Source organism: Ensifer sp. Root278 (assembly GCF_001429285.1).
Taxonomy (GTDB): domain Bacteria; phylum Pseudomonadota; class Alphaproteobacteria; order Rhizobiales; family Rhizobiaceae; genus Ensifer.
On the sequence record NZ_LMJJ01000043.1, the window covers coordinates 275150 to 297281 of the forward strand.

At 63.0% G+C, this 22132-nt stretch carries 19 protein-coding genes; 10 read left to right on the top strand and 9 right to left on the bottom strand.

The window, feature by feature from the left end:
- Positions 1-13: 13 nt before the first annotated feature.
- Entirely contained in the window at positions 14-496 is a 483-nt protein-coding gene (locus ASE60_RS30490; protein ID WP_057255334.1) for a hypothetical protein, read from the bottom strand.
- A gap of 529 nt (positions 497-1025) precedes the next feature.
- Between ASE60_RS30490 and ASE60_RS30495 the strand changes: the two genes are divergently transcribed.
- The 4 genes from ASE60_RS30495 to ASE60_RS30510 all read left to right on the top strand — a co-directional run bounded on the left by ASE60_RS30495 (position 1026) and on the right by ASE60_RS30510 (position 8854).
- Entirely contained in the window at positions 1026-2774 is a 1749-nt protein-coding gene (locus tag ASE60_RS30495) for a hypothetical protein (RefSeq protein WP_057255335.1), read from the top strand.
- A gap of 130 nt (positions 2775-2904) precedes the next feature.
- Complete coding sequence (locus tag ASE60_RS30500) at positions 2905-5010, top strand: type I secretion protein (protein ID WP_200964217.1); 2106 nt, start codon at positions 2905-2907, stop codon at positions 5008-5010.
- 20 nt (positions 5011-5030) lie between these two features.
- Positions 5031-7490, top strand: a complete 2460-nt coding sequence (locus ASE60_RS30505; protein ID WP_057255336.1) for a type I secretion system permease/ATPase — start codon at positions 5031-5033, stop codon at positions 7488-7490.
- 23 nt (positions 7491-7513) lie between these two features.
- A complete protein-coding gene (locus ASE60_RS30510; protein WP_057255337.1) occupies positions 7514-8854 on the top strand; it encodes an HlyD family type I secretion periplasmic adaptor subunit in 1341 nt (446 codons plus the stop codon).
- 86 nt (positions 8855-8940) lie between these two features.
- On the opposite strand, the gene ASE60_RS30515 is transcribed toward ASE60_RS30510, so the two are convergent.
- A complete protein-coding gene (locus tag ASE60_RS30515; RefSeq protein ID WP_057255338.1) occupies positions 8941-9564 on the bottom strand; it encodes a hypothetical protein in 624 nt (207 codons plus the stop codon).
- A 467-nt stretch (positions 9565-10031) separates the two neighbouring features.
- Between ASE60_RS30515 and ASE60_RS30520 the strand changes: the two genes are divergently transcribed.
- From ASE60_RS30520 to ASE60_RS30535, 4 genes are all read left to right on the top strand, one after another.
- Entirely contained in the window at positions 10032-10448 is a 417-nt protein-coding gene (locus ASE60_RS30520) for a hypothetical protein (protein WP_057255339.1), read from the top strand.
- A gap of 127 nt (positions 10449-10575) precedes the next feature.
- On the top strand, positions 10576-11547 hold the full coding sequence (locus tag ASE60_RS30525; RefSeq protein WP_057255340.1) for an aldo/keto reductase: 972 nt from the start codon (positions 10576-10578) through the stop codon (positions 11545-11547).
- Positions 11548-11671: 124 nt separating this feature from the next.
- Entirely contained in the window at positions 11672-13399 is a 1728-nt protein-coding gene (locus tag ASE60_RS30530; protein ID WP_057255341.1) for an adenylate/guanylate cyclase domain-containing protein, read from the top strand.
- A 54-nt stretch (positions 13400-13453) separates the two neighbouring features.
- On the top strand, positions 13454-13834 hold the full coding sequence (locus tag ASE60_RS30535; RefSeq protein ID WP_057255342.1) for a VOC family protein: 381 nt from the start codon (positions 13454-13456) through the stop codon (positions 13832-13834).
- A gap of 68 nt (positions 13835-13902) precedes the next feature.
- On the opposite strand, the gene ASE60_RS30540 is transcribed toward ASE60_RS30535, so the two are convergent.
- Positions 13903-14328 carry an OsmC family protein gene (locus ASE60_RS30540; protein ID WP_057255343.1) on the bottom strand — a complete coding sequence of 142 codons (426 nt, stop codon included), beginning with the start codon at positions 14326-14328 and terminating at the stop codon, positions 13903-13905.
- A gap of 157 nt (positions 14329-14485) precedes the next feature.
- On the opposite strand from ASE60_RS30540, the gene ASE60_RS30545 reads away from it, so the two are divergent.
- Positions 14486-14968, top strand: coding sequence for an isoprenylcysteine carboxylmethyltransferase family protein (locus tag ASE60_RS30545; protein WP_057255344.1), 483 nt, complete (start codon positions 14486-14488; stop codon positions 14966-14968).
- On the opposite strand, the gene ASE60_RS30550 is transcribed toward ASE60_RS30545, so the two are convergent.
- Both ASE60_RS30550 and ASE60_RS30555 read right to left on the bottom strand, forming a co-directional pair.
- Positions 14952-16163, bottom strand: coding sequence for an aromatic amino acid transaminase (locus ASE60_RS30550; protein ID WP_057255345.1), 1212 nt, complete (start codon positions 16161-16163; stop codon positions 14952-14954). The two genes, ASE60_RS30545 and ASE60_RS30550, sit on opposite strands and share 17 nt — an antisense overlap.
- A gap of 25 nt (positions 16164-16188) precedes the next feature.
- Positions 16189-17100 (bottom strand): DMT family transporter, encoded by a 912-nt coding sequence (locus ASE60_RS30555; protein ID WP_057255346.1) that lies wholly within the window; start codon positions 17098-17100, stop codon positions 16189-16191.
- A gap of 116 nt (positions 17101-17216) precedes the next feature.
- On the opposite strand from ASE60_RS30555, the gene ASE60_RS30560 reads away from it, so the two are divergent.
- Positions 17217-17672, top strand: a complete 456-nt coding sequence (locus ASE60_RS30560) for an Lrp/AsnC family transcriptional regulator (protein WP_057255347.1) — start codon at positions 17217-17219, stop codon at positions 17670-17672.
- 24 nt (positions 17673-17696) lie between these two features.
- Here ASE60_RS30560 and fabF read toward each other — a convergent pair whose 3' ends face one another.
- The 4 genes from fabF to ASE60_RS30580 form a co-directional block, all read right to left on the bottom strand.
- Positions 17697-18965 carry a beta-ketoacyl-ACP synthase II gene (gene fabF, locus ASE60_RS30565; RefSeq protein WP_057255348.1) on the bottom strand — a complete coding sequence of 423 codons (1269 nt, stop codon included), beginning with the start codon at positions 18963-18965 and terminating at the stop codon, positions 17697-17699.
- A 130-nt stretch (positions 18966-19095) separates the two neighbouring features.
- Positions 19096-20289 (bottom strand): acetyl-CoA C-acyltransferase, encoded by a 1194-nt coding sequence (locus ASE60_RS30570; RefSeq protein ID WP_057255349.1) that lies wholly within the window; start codon positions 20287-20289, stop codon positions 19096-19098.
- Between the two features lie 59 nt (positions 20290-20348).
- Positions 20349-20948 carry a TetR/AcrR family transcriptional regulator gene (locus ASE60_RS30575; RefSeq protein ID WP_057255350.1) on the bottom strand — a complete coding sequence of 200 codons (600 nt, stop codon included), beginning with the start codon at positions 20946-20948 and terminating at the stop codon, positions 20349-20351.
- 118 nt (positions 20949-21066) lie between these two features.
- Positions 21067-22080, bottom strand: a complete 1014-nt coding sequence (locus ASE60_RS30580; RefSeq protein WP_057255351.1) for an oxidoreductase — start codon at positions 22078-22080, stop codon at positions 21067-21069.
- Positions 22081-22132 lie beyond the last annotated feature (52 nt).

Sequence of the window (22132 nt, forward strand, 5' to 3'; positions counted from 1 at the left end):
CGGGTTGCCCGCCTCACCGGGGGAAGGAATAGCGCTCGACGATCGACCAGATTTCCCTGTTGACCACCTGCAACTGCTCGATGACTTCGTTGATCCGCAAAATCTCCGCATCGTTGATCTGCTCGATCTTGCCGTATTTGATCGTGTCCTTGCTGTCGAAGATCGCCATCAGCTGGGTGCTTGCCTGGTCTCCGGTCTCGTCGAAGGAATAGATGCAGTGGCTGTATTTGTTGCGAAGCTTCGCTTGCCGGCCCAGCTGCTGGGTCAGCGCGAGGATTTCCTGCCGTTGGTTCAGAGGTGTCTTGTTTGTTTTGGCCAATCGCTCGACCAGCTCGATCCGAGCCCGCGTCGTGTTCAGCGTCAGGAAGATGATGATCGCGGTTTCCTTGTCCACGCGCGCAAGACCGGCGATCAGATAGATGAGCAGGCTTTCCGTGTTGGTCCAAGTGTAGTTTAGCTGTCCGATCAGGAGAAGGATGTCGTGAAATCTCGCCATGGGCACCTGCCGAGCTTCTGTTCAAGAACAATAGTGTTTCAGAATAGCGCATTCCCGTCGTCAGTACATTCTCCCAATACGGCTATGCGGCGCACGCATTCGGTGCCGTTGAGCTTTGTGCAAGGAATCCGTTTAAAAGCAATTTCTAATAGGTACTACATTGGGCGGACCGGCGGCTAAGTCAATGCTACCCCGGCAAGGCTAGCCCGAAGTGGCAGCTTACAACGCATGTCTGTTTGCGACAGACTTGCCTCCGTAATCGGCGAGCAGGACGTGTTCAGGCCTTTGAGGGCTAGTACTGCAGCGAATTGGAGAATGCCCTTTTCAGAACCTGAAACCGCTGCTCTCCACCAAGTAAAGGGAGAGTCAGCCCAATATTAAATTGATTGCATATTAGAGCATATAGGCGCGCAAGCGCCTCGGAGGATCCAAACTTTCATCAAATCCAACCGCAGCCCGCCAATGGCCCAAATCCGCGTAAGAGAAGAATGCGGTTCGGCTATGGCGGCCTCAACTTGAGGTGATCGTCATGAGCAAGGACAAGAATATTCTGTTCCCATGGGACCCGAGCCAGGATCAAAGCCAGGACCAGGACCAGGGTCAAGGCCAGGGTCAAGGGCAACTGCAAGCTGAGCTCCAGGCCCAGCTCCAAGGCCAGGGACAAGGTCAGGGCCAGGGACAAGGCCAGGATCAGGGTCAAGACCAGGGCCAAGGCCAGGGTCAGGATCAGTCGCAATACAGCGAATCCTACAATGGCAACCTGAACGGTAACGGCAACCTGAACGGCAACGGCAACGGCAACCTGAACGGCAACGGCAACCTGAACGGTAACGGCAACGCCAACCTGAACGGTAACGGCAACCTGAACGCCAACGGCAACCTGAACGCCAACTTCAACGAAAACAAGACCGACGTTGACGTCGACAGTAAGACCAAAGTCGACGTGGATGTGGACATCGACCTCGACGGCTACAAGCCGTCGGACGACGACTTCAACGACATCGACCATTCCAAGATCGACGGTATGGCCAGCACGAGCTTCAAGGACATCTTGAATGACTCGCTCAACGGCAACAACAACGTTGCCAATGTCTTCAGCCAAAACGCCATCATGTCGGACGACGACAAGGCTGAAAACATCCACAACAGCGGAACGCTGAACCAGAACGGCAGCGCCTGGGGTGGTATCGCCAAGTCGGGTGACGGCATCCAGTCCGGAGCAGACGGTGGCGAGGGCGGAAGCAAAGCTTATGCCGATGGTGGCGCCGGTGGTGACGGCGGTCACACGGTCGGCGGCTTTGCCGCCGGCGGTAAGGGTGAGGGCGGTGATTCCGACAACGACGGCGACGCAACTGGCGGGCACGGCCTTGGTGGTATTGCAGCCAGCGTTGGCGTCGGCGCCGATGGCACAAGCGGTGACGCGAACGGTGGTGCCGCCACAGGTGGTGCCGGTGGTCAGGGTGCTGCTGGTCTCGGCGTAGGTCTTGGCCTCGGTCTTGGCCTCGGTGTCGGCGCAGCAGGCGGCGGTGATGGTGGCGACAACACAGCCGGCGCCGGCGGTCAGTCTGGCAACGTCCAAAGTGGGGATGGTGACGGCGGTGACGGCGGTGATGCTGGTGACGGCGGCGACGCTGGCGGCTTCATCCTGCCGATTCTGAACTTCGCTGGAGACGGCGGCGACGGCGGCGACGGCGGCGATGGCAACAGTGTTGCACTCGGCAGGACCGGCAGCGCTGACGGTGGCGAATCGGGCGATGCCGGCGACGGCGGCAATGCTTTCGGCGCAGGCCTCGGGGCTGGTGGCGGCTACGGCGCAGGCGTTGGCTACGGCGGTGACGGCGGTGCCGGCGGCGGTGCCAGCGCCAACGGTGGAGCCACGGGTGATGCCTATGGCGGTGACGGAACCGGTGGCGCGGCGGCCGGTGGCCATGGCCTCGGCGGTCTTGCTCTCACGGGCTCGTGGGCCAGTGGCGGTGAAGGCGGTGCTGCCTATGGCGGCGACGCCTGGGGCGGAGACGGTGGTGCCGGCGGCAACGGCGGCTTTGCCACGAATGGCGACGGTGGTGCAGGTGGCAATGCCGGCACTTGGGGCTCCTTCAATGGCGGCGACTCTGTGGTCGAGGGGCTCTCCCAGGCGACGGCAGATGCCGTGATCGACACCAACGCCTTCAACCAGCAGATCGTGCTCGGCGCGAACCTGCAGGGCAACACGATCGACATGACAGTCGTCGGTGGCGACTACCATGCCGACGTAATCGGTCACGACGACAACGCTTGATTGTAAGCGACGCGGCCGGTTGCGATCATTCGCAATCGGCTTCGAACCGGGCTGCGCGGGTCTCCCGCGCAGCCCGTCATGACCCGATGCGCTTAGGGGCACTACCCGCTACCAAAAGGAGGCCCTGACCTTGTATTCCGCAAAAATCACCGAAACCATCGCCCATTTCATAGGTCTCTTCCAACTCTCGATCGAGGACGCCCGCCTACGCGAAGCGCACGAGAAGTTCGACCCCAACCGAGAGATTCACAAGGACCCGAAGGACCTTGAAACCGCCCCGGTCAAAGTGCAGGCGCCGTACGATCTCGACGACTTCAATCCCGACGTTCCCTACCGGCCGCTCGATACGGACATTTATACGCCCGTTCCATACGGCTATGCCGGCTTGCCTTTCCCGCAGTACCCACACTCTGAAGGGACGTACGGTCGTCCGGAAGCCGATGGCGCCGTGCAGAACTCGTCGTTCAAGTCGACCTATTTCAGCACCCCGCACATCAATCCCCCGGGTTCGGTCGTGGTCTACAGTCAGCAGACCGCCGAGCTCTCGGACAACGACTATGTCAACATGGGCGGACACGGCCTGAAATCCGTCCTGCACATCGATAGCAGTGCGGTCATGGCGGAACTCATCGAAGGCTCGCTGCAGATTTCGCCGCTAGGCCTCGAGGATCCCGCAGGCTCTGCCGAAACCGTCGCCAGCCTGGTGACGACCACCGCCGCGACGCTCGATGCCTACTCTGCCGGCGATGAAAGCCAGGTGGGCGGGCTGGCCGCCAGCACATTCGTCGCGAAGGCAGCAACGCTTGAAGGCGTTTATGTCAACGGCGATCTGGTGGAGACCGCGCCCGTTCTCAAGGACCATCTGCCGAACCAGGACGAAACCGAGGAAACGCCGGAACCTGAACTGACGGAGGGCCCGAAGGAGGCGAGTGGTGCCGTTGCGCATGGCGAAGGGGAGGTTGCGATCTCGGCCTCGGTAGAGCTGGAGGCCGGCAGCAATACGCTGGTGAACGAGGTTGTCATCACAAACAATTGGCTGCAGTCGAACGTCCTCGCCGTTGCCGGCGACCATGTTCAGCTCAACGCCATCGTCCAGACCAATGCCTACTACGACAGCGATCTGGTAAGCTCCGCGCTTTGCGGCGGCAGTCTGGCGGCGGACAAGGCGACCGAAGCGCTCAACATCGCGTCATTCAAGCACGTCGCTTCCACGGAAACGACACATAACGAGTCGGGTGTTTTCCCAAAGGCATGGGCGATCACCGAGGTCAAGGGCGACCTGATGATGGTGAACTGGCTCCAGCAGTTCACGTTCATGTCCGACAACGACACCGCTATCCTGGCGGCCTCCGGCTCCAAGCTTTCGATCATCGCCGGCGACAACACCTCCGCCAATCAGGTGTCGCTGCTTGAACTGGGGTTCCGCTACGACCTGATATTCGTCGGCGGAAACGTCTTCGACGCCAACATCATCCACCAGACGAACATCCTGCTCGACAACGATTTTATCGGCGCCGTCGGCGGATTCCAGATGAGTGGAAACGGATCCGTTTCGACCGGCGGAAACCTGTTGTGGAACTATGCCAATATCGTCGAGGCCGGTGGCGCCAGCGCCGTGAACCCGATGTCGGAAGGATATCTCTCGGCCTTGCAAGACCTTGCGGAAGGCAAGGACCCTTCGTCGAAGGACTTCATGCACGACGCCGCATTTGCCGGACTGCTGGGCCTGCGTGTGCTCTATATTTCCGGCGATCTGCTCAGTCTCAACTACATTTCGCAGACCAACATCCTCGGCGACAGCGACCAGGTGACGCTGGCAATGAACGCGCTGACGGCGCTTCCGGATGCGGATTGGACCATCTCGACGGGCTCGAACGCCCTGCTCAACTATGCCGGGATCGTCGATGTCGATACTGGCGGGACGATCTATGCCGGCGGTGACGTCTATTCGGACGAAGTCCTTTTCCAGGCCGAACTGATCAAGGATGAACCCTATCTTGGAAGCGAGGATCCCGACGCGCTCGTCAGTGAAGCGGTGGTATTTCTCGGCGATGACATGTTGGCGCCGGATCCCGGGCCCCAGTCGCCCGATCACGAACCGCCTGGCCACCAGAAAAACGGGCACAAGAACCACGAAGCAAAGGATAACGGACATTCCGACCATGGGTCGGCGCATAACGGGTCGCACTCGATCGATTCGGCAGACGCCGATCCGATGCAAAGCGTATTGGCCTGATCGGGACGCGGGAGGAAGACATGACCGACCGTGGCAACCCCTGGCAAGCGTCTACAGAGGGCGGTGGCGTGGCTTCGCCCGGCGCCGCAGAAGGGGGACGGCAACCGGAAAAGCCCGATGCAGAGGCCGTCCGGCGGCAATTGATCCGCCAGCTTGACCAACAGGAATACAGTCTGGATCGCGCTGTAAAGGAGATCGACGGGGTGGCGGACCAACTTCGAAGAGCGGCAGCAAACGGCTCCAACGAAAACGAGAACTGGGCCAATAAGGCAGCAGTCCCGCTTCCGGGACCGGGCGCCAGGGTCGCGAGCGTCACGCCCGCGCCCATCGACATTACCCCCCCGCCGACAAATACCGCATCCGCGACAGCAAAGTCCCCGCCCGCGCCAACGGGCACCGCAGAGGCTGCCAGCTTTACGCCGCGGCCCTGGCCCCCCAGAGCCGAGACCCCTTCCAAGGTCGAGACGCATCCGAAAAACGAGACACCGGCGAAGACGGAGACCCTGTCCGCCTTGCGCGATCGGATGTCGGTGGAACGGCAGCCGTCTCAGGACGAGCAAAAGCCGGAACCGCGTGCCGAGCGGCCGGTTATCTGGCCGACGGCCGAGATGAAGGAGAGGAGCTCGCCGCCCGGCATGGTCGTGATCGATGGCGATCGCGGACCCATCAAGGCCGAGGCGCGATCGCCCGGCAAGGGCGGTGGCTCGTCCAGCGGCAATGGTGGCGGCGGCGGTGGTGGCGTCTTTCATAAACGCCTCGGACCCGTCGATTTTTCCGCGAGCCTCAAGGCTGGCCTCAAGGCGATCCGTCAGAATCTGATGATCGTGATGGTGTTCACAATCGCGACCAACGTGCTCGTTCTGGCGATACCGGTCTATCTGTTCCAGATCTCGGACCGGGTGCTGACCAGCCGGTCGCTCGACACGCTGGTGATGCTGACGGCCCTGATCGTCGGCGCCGTGGTGCTGCAGACGATCTTCGACGGTATTCGCCGCATGATCCTCATGCGGACGGCGGTCGAAGTCGCCGCTCAGCTCGGCGCACCGATCCTGAGCGCGGCCGCGAGGGCATCCCTTCATAGCAATGGGCGCGAGTATCAGACGCTCGGGGATTTGCAGCAGCTGCGCTCCTTCCTGGTTTCGGGCACGCTGCTTTCCTTTCTCGATGCGCCGATCGCCCCTTTCTTCGTGCTGGCGGTGTTCCTCATCCACCCCCATCTCGGCGCGATCGTGCTCACATCGGCCTTTCTGCTTCTGATCATCACGCTGATAAACCAGAAGGCGACCGCGCGAGGCTTCGGTGAAGCCACCAACTACCAGACGAAAGCCAACCTGCATCTCGATTCGATGTCGCGTAATTCGCAGATCATCAATGCGCTGGCGATGATCCCGGAGGCCGTGCAAATCTGGGGCAAGGACATGGCCGGTTCGCTCAAGGCCCAGGTGCTGGCGCAGGACCGCAACATCGCCTTTGCGTCGCTTTCCAAGGCTGTGCGCCTTCTCACCCAGGTGACGATGCTCGGCTGGGGCGCCAATCTCGCGCTCCACGGTCATCTGACCGGCGGTATGGTCATCTGCGCCTCGATCATCGCCGGCCGCGCGCTCGGTCCGATCGAGGCGGCGATCGAAGGTTGGCACCAGGTCATCCAGGCCCGCGCCGCCTATGGACGCATCTCCTCGCTGCTGCAGACGTCGCCGTTGAACTTCGAACGGCTGAAGCTGCCGCGGCCAGAGGGGCGGCTCGATGTCGAACGCCTGCTCTTCGTCCCGCAGGGCACCAAGCGTGTCGTGCTGAACGGCATCACCTTCGCGCTCGAACCGGGCGATTCCCTCGCGGTGATTGGCAGTTCCGGCGCCGGCAAGACGACGCTCGGTAAGATGCTCGTCGGTTCGATCCTGCCGACCTCCGGCAACGTCCGGCTCGACCTGATGGATCTGAGGAACTGGGATCAGCGTCAGTTTGGTGAGAGCATCGGCTATCTGCCGCAGGATGTGCAGCTCTTCCCGGGCACGATCAAGGCCAACATTGCCCGCATGCGCGAGGATGCCACGGACGCGGACATCTATGCCGCCGCCAAGCTCGCTGACGTGCACGACATGATCGCCATGCTGCCGCATGGATATGAGACGGTCGTTGCCGCTGACGGTTCGCCCTTGTCGGGTGGCCAGAAGCAGCGCGTGGCGCTTGCCCGTGCCTTCTTCGGCAATCCGCGCATAGTGGTGCTGGATGAGCCGAATTCCAATCTGGACACGTCGGGCGAGGCGGCGCTGACCCGAGCACTCACGCATGCAAAGCGCGAGAAGATCACCGTCGTCACCATCACCCAGCGGCCCGCCCTTCTCAACAGCGTGGACAAGGTGCTGCTCCTGGTGAACGGCACGGTCGCGCTCTTCGGCCACCGGCAGGACGTCCTCAAGGCGCTCGCTGCCCGTGGGGTGAACACCGAAGGCAACCCGCTCGACCAAACGCAGCTTCCGTAAGCGACCAGGACGGACATAGCTCTATGACGGACATAGCCAAAGTACAGGACCTGACGTGGTACGCGGAGGTTCCGCGCTCGATCTGGCAACACACACTGATCGGCGTCGTGCTGATAGCGATCACATTCGGCGGGTTCGGCTTTTGGGCCGTTACTGCGCCGCTGGCCGCGGCCATCATCGCTCAAGGGAGCTTTGTCGCAACCGGCCAAAACAAGGTGATCCAGCATTTCGAAGGGGGGATCATCAAGGACATCCTGGTCAGCGAGGGCGATCACGTGACTGTCGACCAGCCGTTGGTGCTGCTGGACGAAACGGCGGCGCTCGCCAATGAGCGCCAGTTCTTTCTGCGGCGGGCACGGCTGGAGGCGATCGTCGCCCGCCTCAATGCGCAGACGCACGGTCTGAAAGAGATCGTCTTGCCCGATATCCTGACCCCGCACCTGAAAAATGACCCGGAGATCGGCCCGATCGTGCAAAGCCAGCAACTCAGCTTCCAGACCTGGAGAAGCAAGCTGGAAAGCGATCTCGGCTTGCTGAAACGCAACATCGAGAGCCTGGAATTCCGGTCGCAAGGCTTCTCGGAGCAGCTGAAGTCGGTTCGGGAGCAGCGCCGGCTGCTGCAGGAGGAATATGAAGGCAAGAAGACGCTGCTTGCGAAAGACCTGATCCGCAAGACGGAGATCAAGACCATCCAGCGGGCAATCGCCGACGCAGAAGGTCAGATCGGCAGGCTGATGTCCGAAGTCTCCGAAACGGGCTCCCAGATGCTCAAGCAGGAACAGCAGGTCAACCAGACCGAACAGAGTTACCGCGAGGCGGCGCAGGACGACTTGCAGAAGGCAGAGGCTGAACTGGACACGGTGCGCGAACAGCTGCGCGGGGCCACCAACGTTCTTCGCCGCGCCACGATCAACGCGCCGGTGACCGGTACGGTGATCAGGATGCACTACCACACGTCCGGCGGCGTTATCGAAAGCGGCAAGCCGATCATGGAGATCCTGCCGGCTGACGTGCCGCTGATCATCGAGGCCCAGGTGCTGCGCACCGAGATCGACAACATCAAGGTCGGCGAGAAGGCAACCGTACGGTTGACGGCTCTCAACCAGCGCACGACGCCCGTGCTGAACGGCCAGGTCTTCTATGTATCGGCCGATGCCCTGCCGGTGCAGACTCAGGAGGGGACGCGCGAGGTCTACGTCGCCCGCATCAGCCTGCCGACGAGCGAGCTTGCAAGGGTGCATAACTTTGCCGTGACGCCGGGCATGCCGGCGGAAATCCTGATCCAGACCGCTGAACGGACCTTCTTCGACTATCTTACCAAGCCGATCCGCGACAGCATGGCCCGCGCCTTCATGGAAAACTGACCGAGGCCTTCGCGTTCTGCCTTGCCGACTGCCCGAGATCTGAAATGATCTGGGAGGGAAGGTTACATTGGTTCTCCCGCAAGGCTTCAGTTCGCGGCGAAGCAATAGAAGAGGCCTTCGCCGCCCGTACCCTTGAAAGCTTCGATGGTGCAGCCTCCCCGCGTCGTGTGCGACGAGTTCCAGGATTTGGCTTCGGCGGAATCGTTCGGGCCCGTGCGGTCGCTGTGGCCGACGATCGCCGCGCCGTCGGCGCCGCCCATCGTCCAGTTGCCGCAGGTATCGGGTGCCGCAGTGCCATCCGCCTTCGAGCCGGTCAGGATGTCATGACGGTTGGGTGTGTCGCCACGCCCGTTGATGACCTCGCCTTTTTCATTGAGCGCGGTCTGTTTGGTGAGGTTGTTCTTGTCGCTATGGAGCGAGGCCACGTCGTCGGCGATCTTCTCGCCCTTGGCGTTGTACCATGGCCCCTTGCCGATCCGGTCCTTGGCATTTTCGGCGTCGGTGGACAGATAGGCTTTCCACGTCTTGCCGGTCGAGCCGGCCGCCTTTGCCAGGGTGTCGCAATAGGCGTCTGCGCCCGTAAGCCCGCCAAGATCGCCGCCCTTTCCTGGGTTCACGCTGGTGACGAAGAAACTCATGCTGGTGTCCTGGGCATGGGCCGCTCCGGAGCAGGCCAGGACGAATGCGAGAGCTGCAAGTCCGCTTTTCATTGGTCTCTCTCCCATCAGGTTTCGGGGAAGCCTAATGGTCGCGCTTGGCGGAGTAAAATCGAAATGGCGTGATGAACGAGGGGAAGTGTCCCTCTGAGGCGCGGGGGCCAGGCATCGTGTTGCGCGCCGGACGCATGGCTGGCTTGCGAAATCCCATCTACGATTTCGGCGCGATCGCTGTATATTCAGATCATCGAAGCGATGCACCTCCTCCCGCAAAGCTTCGACAGGTAAACGACCTTCTCCTCCTCCCAAAGGTCGTTTGCGAGATCAGCGCCACTCCTCCTCCCAAGGTTGCTGATCGGTTTTCTAAGAGCCTGCCGCTCCTCCCGCGGCGGGCTCTTTTGTTTTCACCGGATGGGACGCCAGCTTGCGCAGCATGGACCTGACGCGACGGCGGATGATGACACGCCCCAACTCTGCGGAACAAAGTGCCGGCTAGATAGTTGAACCTCCGGGAGGTTCCAATGTCGATCCGGCACTTGAAATCCAATGTGGAGCAGAAATCGCCGCGGTGGGCGTTCCACCATGGCGCGGGACGTCTCCGCCGGGCGGAAAGTGACGATACAGGCAGCCGACTGGTCGCTGAAGTGCAGCGTGAGCAGATCGTCGACGCGGGCGACGGCGGCCTGGTAGCGCCGGACCTTGCAGCCACCCCTGTACCCGATCGCAGCCGCCAACCGCCTCCACACGACTACAGCCGTCCCGCGACGAAGATCGGCAAGCTGCTTTCCGCCCAGGCCATGCGCGACGAAGATGGCGCCGGCGGGCCGGTCTGGTTGGCCGTGCTCGGCGATAATACCAGCGAAGCCATGCGACAGTTCATGGGGCTGGTGTTTGCCTTTATCTTCCTGTCGGCAGTCTTCTTCTGGTTTCTTACGTAGCGCGGCAACGAGTGTTGTGTGACTGGAAGTCACCCTATCTCTGCAACGCCGCCACGGTTGACGACCAAAGGCCGAACCCTAGATTACCGGCGACATCCCGCCTCATTCCAACGCCAGCGAGATCATCATGCACTACAGAACCTTCGGCCGTAGCGGCCTTCGCGTATCCGAAATCGGTTATGGTGCCTGGGGCATCGGCAAGAGCCATTGGCGGGGAGCGACCGATGACGAGTCCGCCCGCGCCCTCAATCGCGCCGTCGATCTCGGCCTCAACTTCATCGATACCGCGCTTGGCTACGGCCAGGGCCACAGCGAGAAGCTGATCGGGGCTTTGCTGCGCGAGCGGTCGGAGACGATCCATGTCGCCACCAAGATCCCGCCGAAGAACATGCAATGGCCTGCCCACGCCGGCACGCCGGCCGAGCAGACCTTTCCGGCCGATCATGTGATCGCCTGTACCGAGACGAGCCTGCGCAATCTCGGCGTCGAGACGATCGACGTGCAGCAGTTCCATGTCTGGTCGGATGAGTGGGTCGGTCGCGGCGACTGGCTGGAGGCGGTCGAGCGACTGAAGCGCGACGGCAAGATCCGTTTCTTCGGCGTCTCGATCAACGACTACGAACCGGACAACGCACTGAGGCTGATCGAAAGCGGCGTGGTCGACAGCGTGCAGGTGATCTACAATATCTTCGAACAGGCGCCAGAGGAAAAGCTGCTGCCTGCCTGCCTCGAGCACAATGTCGGCGTCATCGTCCGCGTGGCCCTGGACGAAGGCGGCCTGACCGGCCAGATTCGCGCTGACACCGTCTTCCCCGAGGGCGATTTTCGCGAGACCTATTTCCGCGGCGAGCGCAAGCGCGAGGTCGAGGAACGCACGCAGAAGATCGTCGAAGACCTGGAGATCGCGCCCGACGCGCTTGCCGAAACGGCACTGCGCTTCGTTCTTAGCCACCCAGCCGTATCGACCGTCATTCCCGGCATGCGCTCGGTCCGCAATGTCGAGCGCAACTGCGCTATCGGCGACGGCCTCGGCTTGCCGGACGCTCAACGTGCAAAGCTGAGCGCCCACCACTGGCGGCGCAACTTCTACCGGGATTGAGCGGCCCGGCGGCCTGGCGGTTAAGACACTCCCCCAAGGGATCATTGCCGTCGGGCGACTGCTCTATCGGTGCCCCGGGCGCCCGGATGTGCTATCCATATGGTTGCAGGAGCCGGGGGCGCCGATGGAACAAAAGCTATCCGTCATCATGGCCGCGGACGTGGCCGGCTATAGCCGGCTGATGGAGCTCGACGAGAAGGGTACGCTTGCGGCCCTGATGGCTCATCGACGGGAGCTTTGGGACGTCGAGGTCGCCGCGCATCATGGGCGCATCGTCAAGCTCATCGGCGACGGTATGCTGGTGGAGTTCCGTGCTGTGGAAGACGCAGTTCTCTGCGCGGTCGAGATCCAGCGGGGAATGCGGAGCAGAAACGCCGGCATACGCCCGGATCGCCGGATGGAATTTCGCATCGGGATCAATATCGGTGACATGCTGTTTGAAGATGGCGACGTCTATGGCGACGGCGTCAATGTGGCGGCGCGCATCGAGGGCCTCGCCAAACCGGGTGGGGTATCCGTCTCCTCCTCGGTCTACGACACCTTGGGCGGTCGCCTGGGCATCCGCTTCGAAGATACGGGCGCGCAGGCATTGAAGAACATCGGCCGCCCCGTCCACATCTACAATGTCTTCATCGACGACGCCGGGTCCGGGCCCGCCGTGCTGATGGCGCCGCCATCACAAGAGGTTCGAGAAAATCCCCCGGTCAAATCGGGCCGGACTCTTCTCCATGTGTCGCGCTTTGCGAATCTGAGCGGCAATCCCGACCGGGAGTATTTCGCTGCCGGCATAACGCAGGATGTCGTCGCGGCATTGTCGCGCTTCTCCGGCTTGAACGTGATTGTTCGGGCGCCACGTGTCGAACCGCAACACCATGCAGCCGCCTGCTACTCGCTTGAAGGCAGCGTCAGGCGCGTTGGCGACCGCGTCAGGGTCAATGCCAACCTGACGAACGCCACTGGCGAACACATCTGGGCGGAGAAATACGATTTCGACCTGATCGACATGTTCGACGTCCAGGACGAACTGTCCCGTTCCATTCCGGCGGCCCTGAACGTCAAGATCGAAGAAGCCGAACGATACAGGGTTCTCGCCGAACCGCTCAAAGGTTCGAGCGCTTACGATTTCTATCTGCGCGGCCGGCACATTGAAAAGAGCCTGAAACCGGATGAGATCAGGTTGGCGAAGGAGATGTTCCTGGCAGCGATTGACGCCGATCCGGCTTATGCGCGCGGATATCTCGGGCTCGCCTGGCTGGAGATACGCAAGCTGAAGTGGAACGAGCGCGTTGATATGGAGGCGACGCTCGCCAGCGCTTTCGCCTCGGCAAGCAAGGCTCTGGAGCTCAGCCCCTATGACGCCGACATTCACTGGGCGCTTGGCGTCGTCCATCTGTGGAGGGGAGAGGCCGATCGGGCAATCGGTTGTTATGAACGCGGCCGCGAATTGGCACCCAACAACTGCGATCTCCTCGCAGAATATTGCGATGCCCTCGGCTATCTCGGTCTTCTTGAAGACGCGATCAGGATCGGCGAACTGGCATTGCGGCTGAACCCCAGTCGCCCGGACTGGTATTTCTGGAATATCGCGGCCAGCAAATACCTCTCCGGGCAATATAGCGAAGCGCTGGCGCTGCTGGAAAAGATGGCCGAGCTTGGATCGGCCTACCGATTGCTCGCGGCGACCTACGCGCAACTCGGCCGTTTGGAGGAAGCGCGCCGCGCCGCGGCCGAACTCTTAAAACTCAATCCGGAATTCTCGATCGAGCGATACAGTTCTCGCACTCCCTATCGGGACAAGGCGCTGCTCGCGCGATACGTTGAAGGGCTGCGGCTGGCGGAACTGCCGGAATGAGGTCTGGTTGTCGCGAGGGCGCCGCCTCGGCCGTGTTCAGTTGGAGGATACGCAATGTCGGAAACAGTCAACGTCCGCTACATGGTCGACGACGTCGAGGCGGCGATCGCCTGGTACACCACCCATCTCGGCTTTTCGGTTCTGTCGAACTATGCGCCGGCCTTCGCGGATGTCCAGCGCGGAGCGTTGCGGCTCCTGCTCAGCGGGCCGACGAGCTCGGCGGGCAGGCCGATGCCGGATGGCGAGACGCCGGGGCCTGGCGGCTGGAACCGCATCCATCTCATCGTCGATGACCTCAACGCCGAGGTAGAGCGGCTGCGCGGCGCCGGCGTCAGGTTTCGCAACGACATCGTCACCGGTCCCGGAGGGGCGCAGATCCTTTTGATCGACCCCTCCGGAAATGTCGTCGAACTGTTTCAGCCGGCGCGCCGATAACGATCGCGCCCTGAGCACGTTCGTTGACGCCGCGCGCACCGTTGGAGATGCGAGAGGCGGATCTGGTCTCAGCCGGCGCTGGTGTCGACCACTTCGAAATCATGCGTGATCGTCGCGGTCTTGGCGAGCATGGCCGAGGCCGAGCAGTATTTTTCGATCGAGAGCGAGATGGCGCGTTCGACTTTGTTGACCGCCAGTCCGCGTCCCTTGACGATGAAATGCATGTGGATGCGGGTAAAGACGCGCGGTTCCGTCTCGGCGCGGTCCGCATCGAGTTCGACGACGCAATCCTCGACCGGCTCGCGACCCTTTTCCAGGATGTGCACGACATCAAAGGCCGAGCAGCCGCCGGTGCCGATCAGCACCAATTCCATCGGGCTCGGACCCGGCGTGCGGCCTTCCTCACCGAAGGCGGTTCCCAAAACGACCTTGTGGCCGCTTCCGGACTCTCCGACGAAGGTCCGGTCTTCCACCCATTTGACGCGTGCTTTCATGTGTTTCGTCCTGTTACAGCAATGTCCGGATCATAGACCCGCGCGGCCGATGACCTCCAGTTCACATACCGTTTCGAACGATTTTCGCAAATGCCTCGCTTCCGGTAAAATGCCAAGCCCGCGCCATGTGCGCGCGAAACAGGCAAGGATTGATCGGATGAACGAGACGACCGGAAATGCGCCTGACAGCTCCGGCGCGGTGGTGCACCCGCCGATCGCGTGGGTGCTGGCCGTCGGTGGCGGCCTCGTGCTCGACCGGCTTTACCCGTTGCCGTTCGTGCCGGAGATGGTGCCTGACGCGTTGGTTGGCGGCCTCGTGTTTCTGGCCGGCCTCGCGCTGCTCGTCTGGGCAGCGATGACCTTCGGCCGTGCAGGAACCGACATACCGGTCAACCGCCCGACGTCAACGATCGTCGAAGCGGGTCCCTACCGCTTCACCCGCAATCCCATCTATACCGGGATGTTCCTCGGCCTGATCGGCTTTTCCATCGCCTTCGACAGCCTGTGGCTGCTGATCCTGCTGGTCCCCTTCTACCTCGTCATCCGCTATGGCGTGGTGGCGCGTGAGGAGGCCTATCTCGAGCGCAAGTTCGGTGACGTCTATCGGGCCTACAAGACGCGCGTCAGGCGCTGGCTTTAGCGGCGCGGACGAAGGACGGAGAGCTTGAAACTGCCCGGAGCGCATCGGCCAGGCGCTCGACGTCGCGCGGCAGTAGACCGGCGATGTTGATGCGTCCGTTCGCCGTTCCGTAGACGCCGAAGTCCTCGCGGAGCCGGTTCATCTGGCGCTGGTCGAGCGGTAGCAGCGAGAACATGCCTTTTTGCCGGCGCAACACCTGGAATTTCTCCGGGGCGCCGCATCCTGCGAGCGCATCGGCGAGGCCGCTGCGGATCTCGGCTACGCGGCGGCGGCTCGCCTCCAGTTCGGCAAGCCACATCCCGGGGTTTTCGAAGAGGCGCGCGGCAATCGCGGCGCCGTGCTCCGGCGGCATGGAGTAGTTGGCCCGGGTGATCCGCTCCAGCGTGGCGCGAATGTTGGCGAGCAGGTCCCGGTCAGGCGCGATCACCATCGCCGCGCCGGTACGTTCGCAATAGAGACCCATGTTCTTGGAGCAGCTTGCCGCGACGAGCACCGTGTCGAGTTCTTGAGCGAAATGCCGCAGGCCCACGGCGTCCTCTTCGATCCCGTCGCCGAAGCCCTGGTAGGCCATGTCGATCAGCGGTATCAGCCCCTTGTCTTTGCAGAGTTTGGCAAGCAGCCGCCACCGCTCCGGCGTCGGATCGATGCCGGTCGGATTGTGGCAGCAGCCGTGGAGGAGAACGACGTCTCCCTGGCGGGCCTCCCCAAAATCCGCGACGACGGCGTCGAGATCGAGGCCAGCCTCGTTCTCCTGCCAGCGGAAAGCCCGTACGGCGAGGCCCGCGGCCGTCATGATCGGGCGGTGGTTCACATAGCCGGGATTGGTGTTCCAGATCGTCGCGTGCGGCGAGACGAGCGCGATGAAATCCGCGAGGATCCGGAGCGCGCCAGTGCCGCCAACCGTCTGGATCGTACACTGGCGGTTGAGCGCCTCGGCGCCTTCACCGAGAAGGAGCCTGGACATCCCGTCGTTGAATGCCGGGTTCCCGGAGAGTGCCCTGTAGGACTTGGACGCGGCGGCGGCGGCGAGACTCGCTTCCGCATCCTGCACGGCCTGCATCACCGGTGTTTGGCCCGAAGCATCGCGATAGACGCCGACGACGAGGTCGATCTTGTCGGTGCGACGATCCTGCCGGAACGAGCTGATGAGTGCCCACAACGGATCGGGTTCGGCGATTGGCAGAGCGGCGAGCATACTGGGTTCCCTATCGTTCTTGAAACTAGTGGCGGTTTGCCAGGATCACGCCCGTGGTGATGACGAGGATGCCGATGGCGGTCGCTAACGCGAGCGCCTCGCCAAGGATCGGAATGGCCATCAGGCTTGCGAGCGCCGGCGCGAGCGAGCCGATCGTCGCGCTCCTAGCAGCGCCGAGCCGCGAGATCGCGAAGGCGTAGCCGACGGTCGAGACGAGGCCGACACCGAGCCCCTGCACCAGAATGAAGGGCAACGCCTGGTGCCAGGAAAATTGCCCGATATGCGTGGTGACGGCGCCGGTCAGGAGCAGGGGGAGGAGGATGACGAGCGAGCCGATGGAGAGCAGCAGTCCGTTGCTGATCGCATCCACTCCGGTGCGGCGCAGCCCGATCGTATAGGCGCCCCAGATGAGGCTCGCGACAAGCAGCAGGCCGACGCCGCGGAGGGTTTCGGTCGTCACCGCATACTGCTGTCCGGCAACGATGCCGATGACGCCGGCAAGGATCAGGGCGAGCGGCAGCCAGCGCTTCCTCGGCACGCCCTTTCGCTCAAGCAGAAGGACGAGCAAGGCAACGGATAGCGGCGTCGTTCCGGCAACGAGTGCGCCAACATAGGCCGCGGAGGTTGCTTTGGCACCTTCCGAGACGATGAAGAAGAACGGTACGCCGCCGAGCAAGACGAGGGCCGCATCCATTGGCCTGACCTTGCGAAGTGCGGAAAGGCGCTGGGGGATGGCCGGCAGCAGGGCGAGGATCGGGATCGCGAAGCGAATGAGGGCGACGTCGACGGTGGCAAGCGGCGAGGCCCCGATCGCCCGCATGGTCAGCGCGAAGCCCGCCCAGACCAGCACGACGATGGACAGCACGATGTAGCCGACTGTCGCCGGTGTCAGCCATCCGCTTCTCGATTGCTGAAAATCTGACGTCACGTCGGTCATGCGGGGCCTCATCGCTAGGATGGCTCACATGATATGCTTCTCGCGCAGTCGATATCTTGCTATTTCACTCGCCGTTTGCATAGAGTTTGGCAGAATCTGCCATCGGGGAGGGGCGAATGGACGAAAAGGACATGCAGATCATCTGGGCGCTGCAGAAGGACGGCCGCCTTTCCAATCAGGATCTCTCCGAGAAGGTCGCGCTGTCTCCGTCTCCGTGCCTCAGACGGCTGCGCCTGCTTGAGGAGGCGAAGATCATCAAGGGCTATACGGCGATCGTCGACGAGGAAGCCTATGGTCTGCCGATCACGGCTTTCGTCCGCATCCGGCTTGAGCGCCATTCCGAGGCTTCCGTCGCTGCCTTCGAGCGCAAGGTGAGAACGATCGACAACATCCAGGATTGTTACGTCATGACCGGCGAAGCCGACTACCTGCTGCGGGTCCTGGTGACGAGCCTCAAGGACTACGAGCAGTTCGTCCGCACGCAACTGCACAATATCGAGGGCATTGCTGCGATCGATACCAGCTTTGCCTATGGCACGGTCAAGCGCGCGACCGTCTTTCCGCGTCTGTGAGCGGCCAGCGAATGCCGCGCCTCGTCACTCCGCCCAACGCCGGAAGACAACGCTGGCATTGACGCCACCGAACCCGAAGCCGTTGGAGATGGCATAGTCGAGCGACAGCTTCCGTGCCGCGCCCGAGACAAAGTCGATACCGTCCGCAGCCGGATCCGGCGTTTCGAGATTGAGCGTCGGCGGCGCGATCTGGTCGCGCAGGGCGAGCACGGTAAAGATCGCCTCCAGACCGCCCGCTGCACCCAGCAAATGCCCGGTTGCGGATTTCGTCGCGCTGACGGCGATTTCGCCGTTGCGGCCAAAGACCGACTTGATCGCCTCGATTTCGCCCTTGTCGCCGACCGGCGTTGAGGTCGCATGAGCATTGAGATGGCGAATATCGCTTGGCCGAATGTCGGCCTGGGCGATGGCGATTTCCATCGCCCGCCGGGCGCCTGCACCATCCTCCGGGCCTGAGGTGATGTGGTGGGCATCGGCCGTGGTGCCATATCCGACGAGTTCGGCGATCGGTGTGGCGCCGCGCGCCAATGCATGCTCGAGCGCCTCGATCACGACGATGCCTGCGCCCTCCCCCATGACGAAGCCGTCACGATCGACATCGAAGGGCCGTGAAGCGCGATCGGGCGTCTCGTTGAAACCCGTCGACAGGGAACGGGCAGCGGCAAAACCGCCGAGGCTGATGGTGTTGATGCAGGCTTCCGCCCCGCCGCAGATCGCAATATCCGCCTCTTGCGCGCGGATCAGCCGGGCCGCGTCGCCGATCGCCTGGACGCCTGCGGCGCAAGCGGTCACCGGCGCGCCGATCGGCCCCTTGAAACCGTGACGGATCGAAACCTGGCCGGCGGCGAGGTTCACGAGAAAGGATGGCACCGTGAAGGGCGAGAGCCGCCGTACGCCGCGCTGATCGACCGTGCGGACCGCCTCCGAGATTGCCGGGAAGCCGCCAATGCCGGACGCGATCACCGTGGCCGTGCGCTGCTGTTCGATCGCGGTCGCGGGATTCCAACCCGCTTGCTCAATTGCCTCTTCCGCCGCGGCCAACGCCAACAGGATGAAGCGATCCATCTTGCGCTGGTCCTTCGGCGGGATGATCCGGTCGGGATCGAAGCCAGCCGTTGCGTCGTCCGCAGGGGTAGGCACCGTCCCGCCGATCTTGCTGCCGAGTTCGGCGACGACCTCTTCCGGCAGACGGCGAAGCCCCGAGTTTCCGGCAAGAAGCCGCGACCAGCTTGCCTCTACGCCCGCTGCCAAAGGGCTGATCGCCCCCATTCCCGTTACGACGATGCGACGCATCGGTTCTCCTGACCTGGGTTACGCAATCCGAACGGAAAGCCGCTCGTGTTGTTCCTGCCATTGCTCGCGGATCCGAGCCGCAAGGCGCGAACGGCCGCAGCACGGATGACCTCTCTCCTGTGCATGGTCCTCAGCGAGGACGCTCGATGGCGATCGCGGTGGCTTCGCCGCCGCCGATGCACAGGGCAGCGACGCCGCGCGAAAGACCCCGCCGCGCCAAGGCGTGAAGCAGGGTCACGATCAGCCGCGCGCCGGTCGCACCGATCGGATGGCCGAGCGCGCAGGCGCCGCCGTTGACGTTCAGCCGGTCGCGGGCGATGCTGAGATCCTTGGCGGCGGCCATAGCCACCACGGCGAAGGCTTCGTTGATTTCGAAGAGATCAACGTCATCGACACTCCAGCCGGTCTTTTCCAGCAGCTTGCGGATCGCAGGAATAGGTGCCGTCGTGTACCAGGCGGGTTCCTGACTGTGCGTCGCATGCGCCTTGATTTCGGCGAGGATCGGCATGCCTTCGCGCTCGGCAATCGAGCGGCGGGTCAGGACGAGCGCCGCCGCACCATCCGCATTGGCCGACGCGCTAGCGGCCGTGATCGTGCCATTGGCGCGAAAGGCGGGCTTCAGGTTCGGGATCTTTTCGGGCGACACCTTCCGCGGGTGCTCGTCGGTATCGATGACCGTGTCTCCGCCCCTGGCCGCGACGGTGATCGGCGCGATCTCGTCGGCAAAGGCCCCAGTTTCGATCGCGGTGCGGGCGCGTGTCAGCGTTTCGACCGCATAGGAGTCCTGATCGGCACGGGTAAACCCATAGGCTTCGGCCGCTGCCTCGCCGAAATCGCCCATCGGTCGGCCGGGCTCATAGGCATCTTCCAACCCGTCGAGCATCATGTGGTCGAAGATCCGGTCATGCCCGACGCGATAGCCGGCTCGTGCCTTGGGGAGCAGATAGGGCGCGTTCGACATCGACTCCATGCCGCCGGCGACCGCGACATCGATCGATCCGGCAAGAATGAGATCATGCGCCAGCATGGTCGCCTTCATGCCGGAACCGCAGACCTTGTTGATCGTGGTGGCGCCGACGGCATCGGGCAGACCCGCGCCGCGGGCTGCCTGCCGGGCCGGGGCCTGTCCCTGGCCAGCGGGAAGCACGCAGCCCATCAGCACCTCGTCCGGGCGATCGGGTGAGAGGTGTGCCCGTTCAAGTGCGGCACGGATGACGTGGGCGCCGAGCGCGCTCGCCTGGGCCGGCGCAAGATCGCCGAGGAAGCGGCCAAGCGGCGTGCGCACCGCCGATACGATGACGATGGGGTCGGATGTGCTGGACATGGTCCGGTCCTTTCCGGCTGGAGGGAAACCCTGAACGTTTCGTGGGGGATCTTTGCCTGCTACTGCAGTGGCGACGCCTGCGACGCCCCTTCGTCGGCAAGCAAGCTCTCGGCCGCCGCCTTCAGGAACCGGTTCGAGAGTTGCTCGTCATCGACTGCGCGCGAAAGCACCAGCGCACCGACCATGGTCGAGAGCGCGACGATCGATTGGTCACGCACTTCCTTGCCTGGTTCGGGTGGAACCACCCCATCGAGAATGTCGAGATGACTGTTGATGCCGGCCTCGAAAGCCTGGCGCAAAGCTGGGCTGCGGCGGGCGGCTTCCGGTGCGAGCGCGGCCAGCGCGCATCCGTCGGCCTTTTCGTGGCGATGCGCATCCGACAGGTAAAAGCGGAGCAGGGCGCGAAGCGGCTTACCGGCCGCCTTGGAGACGACCCTAGCCCAGTTCGCCACGCCGCTCTCCAGCGCCTTGGAAGAAGCCTGAGCGATGAGGTCGTCCTTGGATTCGAATTGCTTGTAGAAACCGCCTTGGGTCAGGCCGGCGCCCTTCATCAGGTCGTTCAGACCGATGCCGTCGAAGCCTCTCTCGCGAAAGAGGCGACTTGCGACCTCGATGACCGTTCGGCGGTTTTCCTCCGCCTGTGCCCGGCTTACTCTCATTGTCTGCTCCCATCAGGCAAATGCGACAAAGAGAATATATGTCGATCACCATCTATCCGTCAAGTATAGATGGTGACCGAAATCTTAATGGAGGCTTGAGCGGCTGCGACGAGGAGGCTCAGGCGCCTAGCCGAACGCCGGTCATCTCCTCACTGACGGCCCAAAGCCGCTCGGCGGCCTCCCGGTCGACGGCATAGGCCTCGACGCCGGCAATGCGGGCGGACGACGTATTGCGTGCGATCGACCAGGGCGTGTCGCTGGGAAGCAGTGGGGCAATTTCGCAGTCCATGCAGAACACGCCGCCCTTGCCGTCGAGCTGTGGGCTGGTGGCGCACCAGACCTGGGTGGCCGCCCCTTGCTCCGGGGTTTTCAGGTCACGCGACGGGTCGAGGATCGGTTCGCCCTTATCGTCCAGCGCGCCGTGCGCCTGCAGCGTCTCGACCGACATGTGGCGGGTGAGCCCGGTTCCGACGATGCCGCCCGGGTGCACGGAGAGGGCACGGATGCCATCCTCCTTGCCGCGCGCGTCGAGCGCGGTGGCAAAGATCATATTCGCCGTCTTCGACTGGCCATAGGCCAGCCACGGATCGTAGGCGCGGCGCTCGAAATTGATGTCGTCGAACACCACGGGCGAGAAGCGGTGCCCGGCCGACGAGACGGAAACGACGCGGGCGCCCTGCGCGCGCTTCAGCGCCGGCCAGAGCCGCGCAACCAGCCGGAAATGGCCGAGATGGTTGGTGGAGAACTGCAGCTCGTTGCCGCGAGCGTCGCGTTTCAATTCTTCGACGGCCATGATGCCGGCGCTGTTGACGAGGATATGGAGCGGCAGCCCGGAGGCCAGGAAATCATCGGCGAAGGCGTCGATCGAGGCGGGGTCGACAAGGTTCATTGGCCGGACTTCGACGCCCGCGGCCACCGCGCCGATGGCCTTGCGGGCGCGGTCGACGTCGCGGGCCGGCACGATCACCTTGGCGCCTGCCTGCGCAAATGTGCGTACCGTTTCAAGGCCGAGGCCGGAATAGCCGCCGGTGACGATGGCGATCTTGTCCTTGAGGTCGATGCCGCGGACGACATCCGCTGTGGTCGAGGCAGCGGTGAAGCCGGAGTTGATGGGCTGTTGCAAAGTGGACATGGTGGGGTCTCCAGTTGATGCCCCCTGGAGATATCCATCATCAACTGAATTA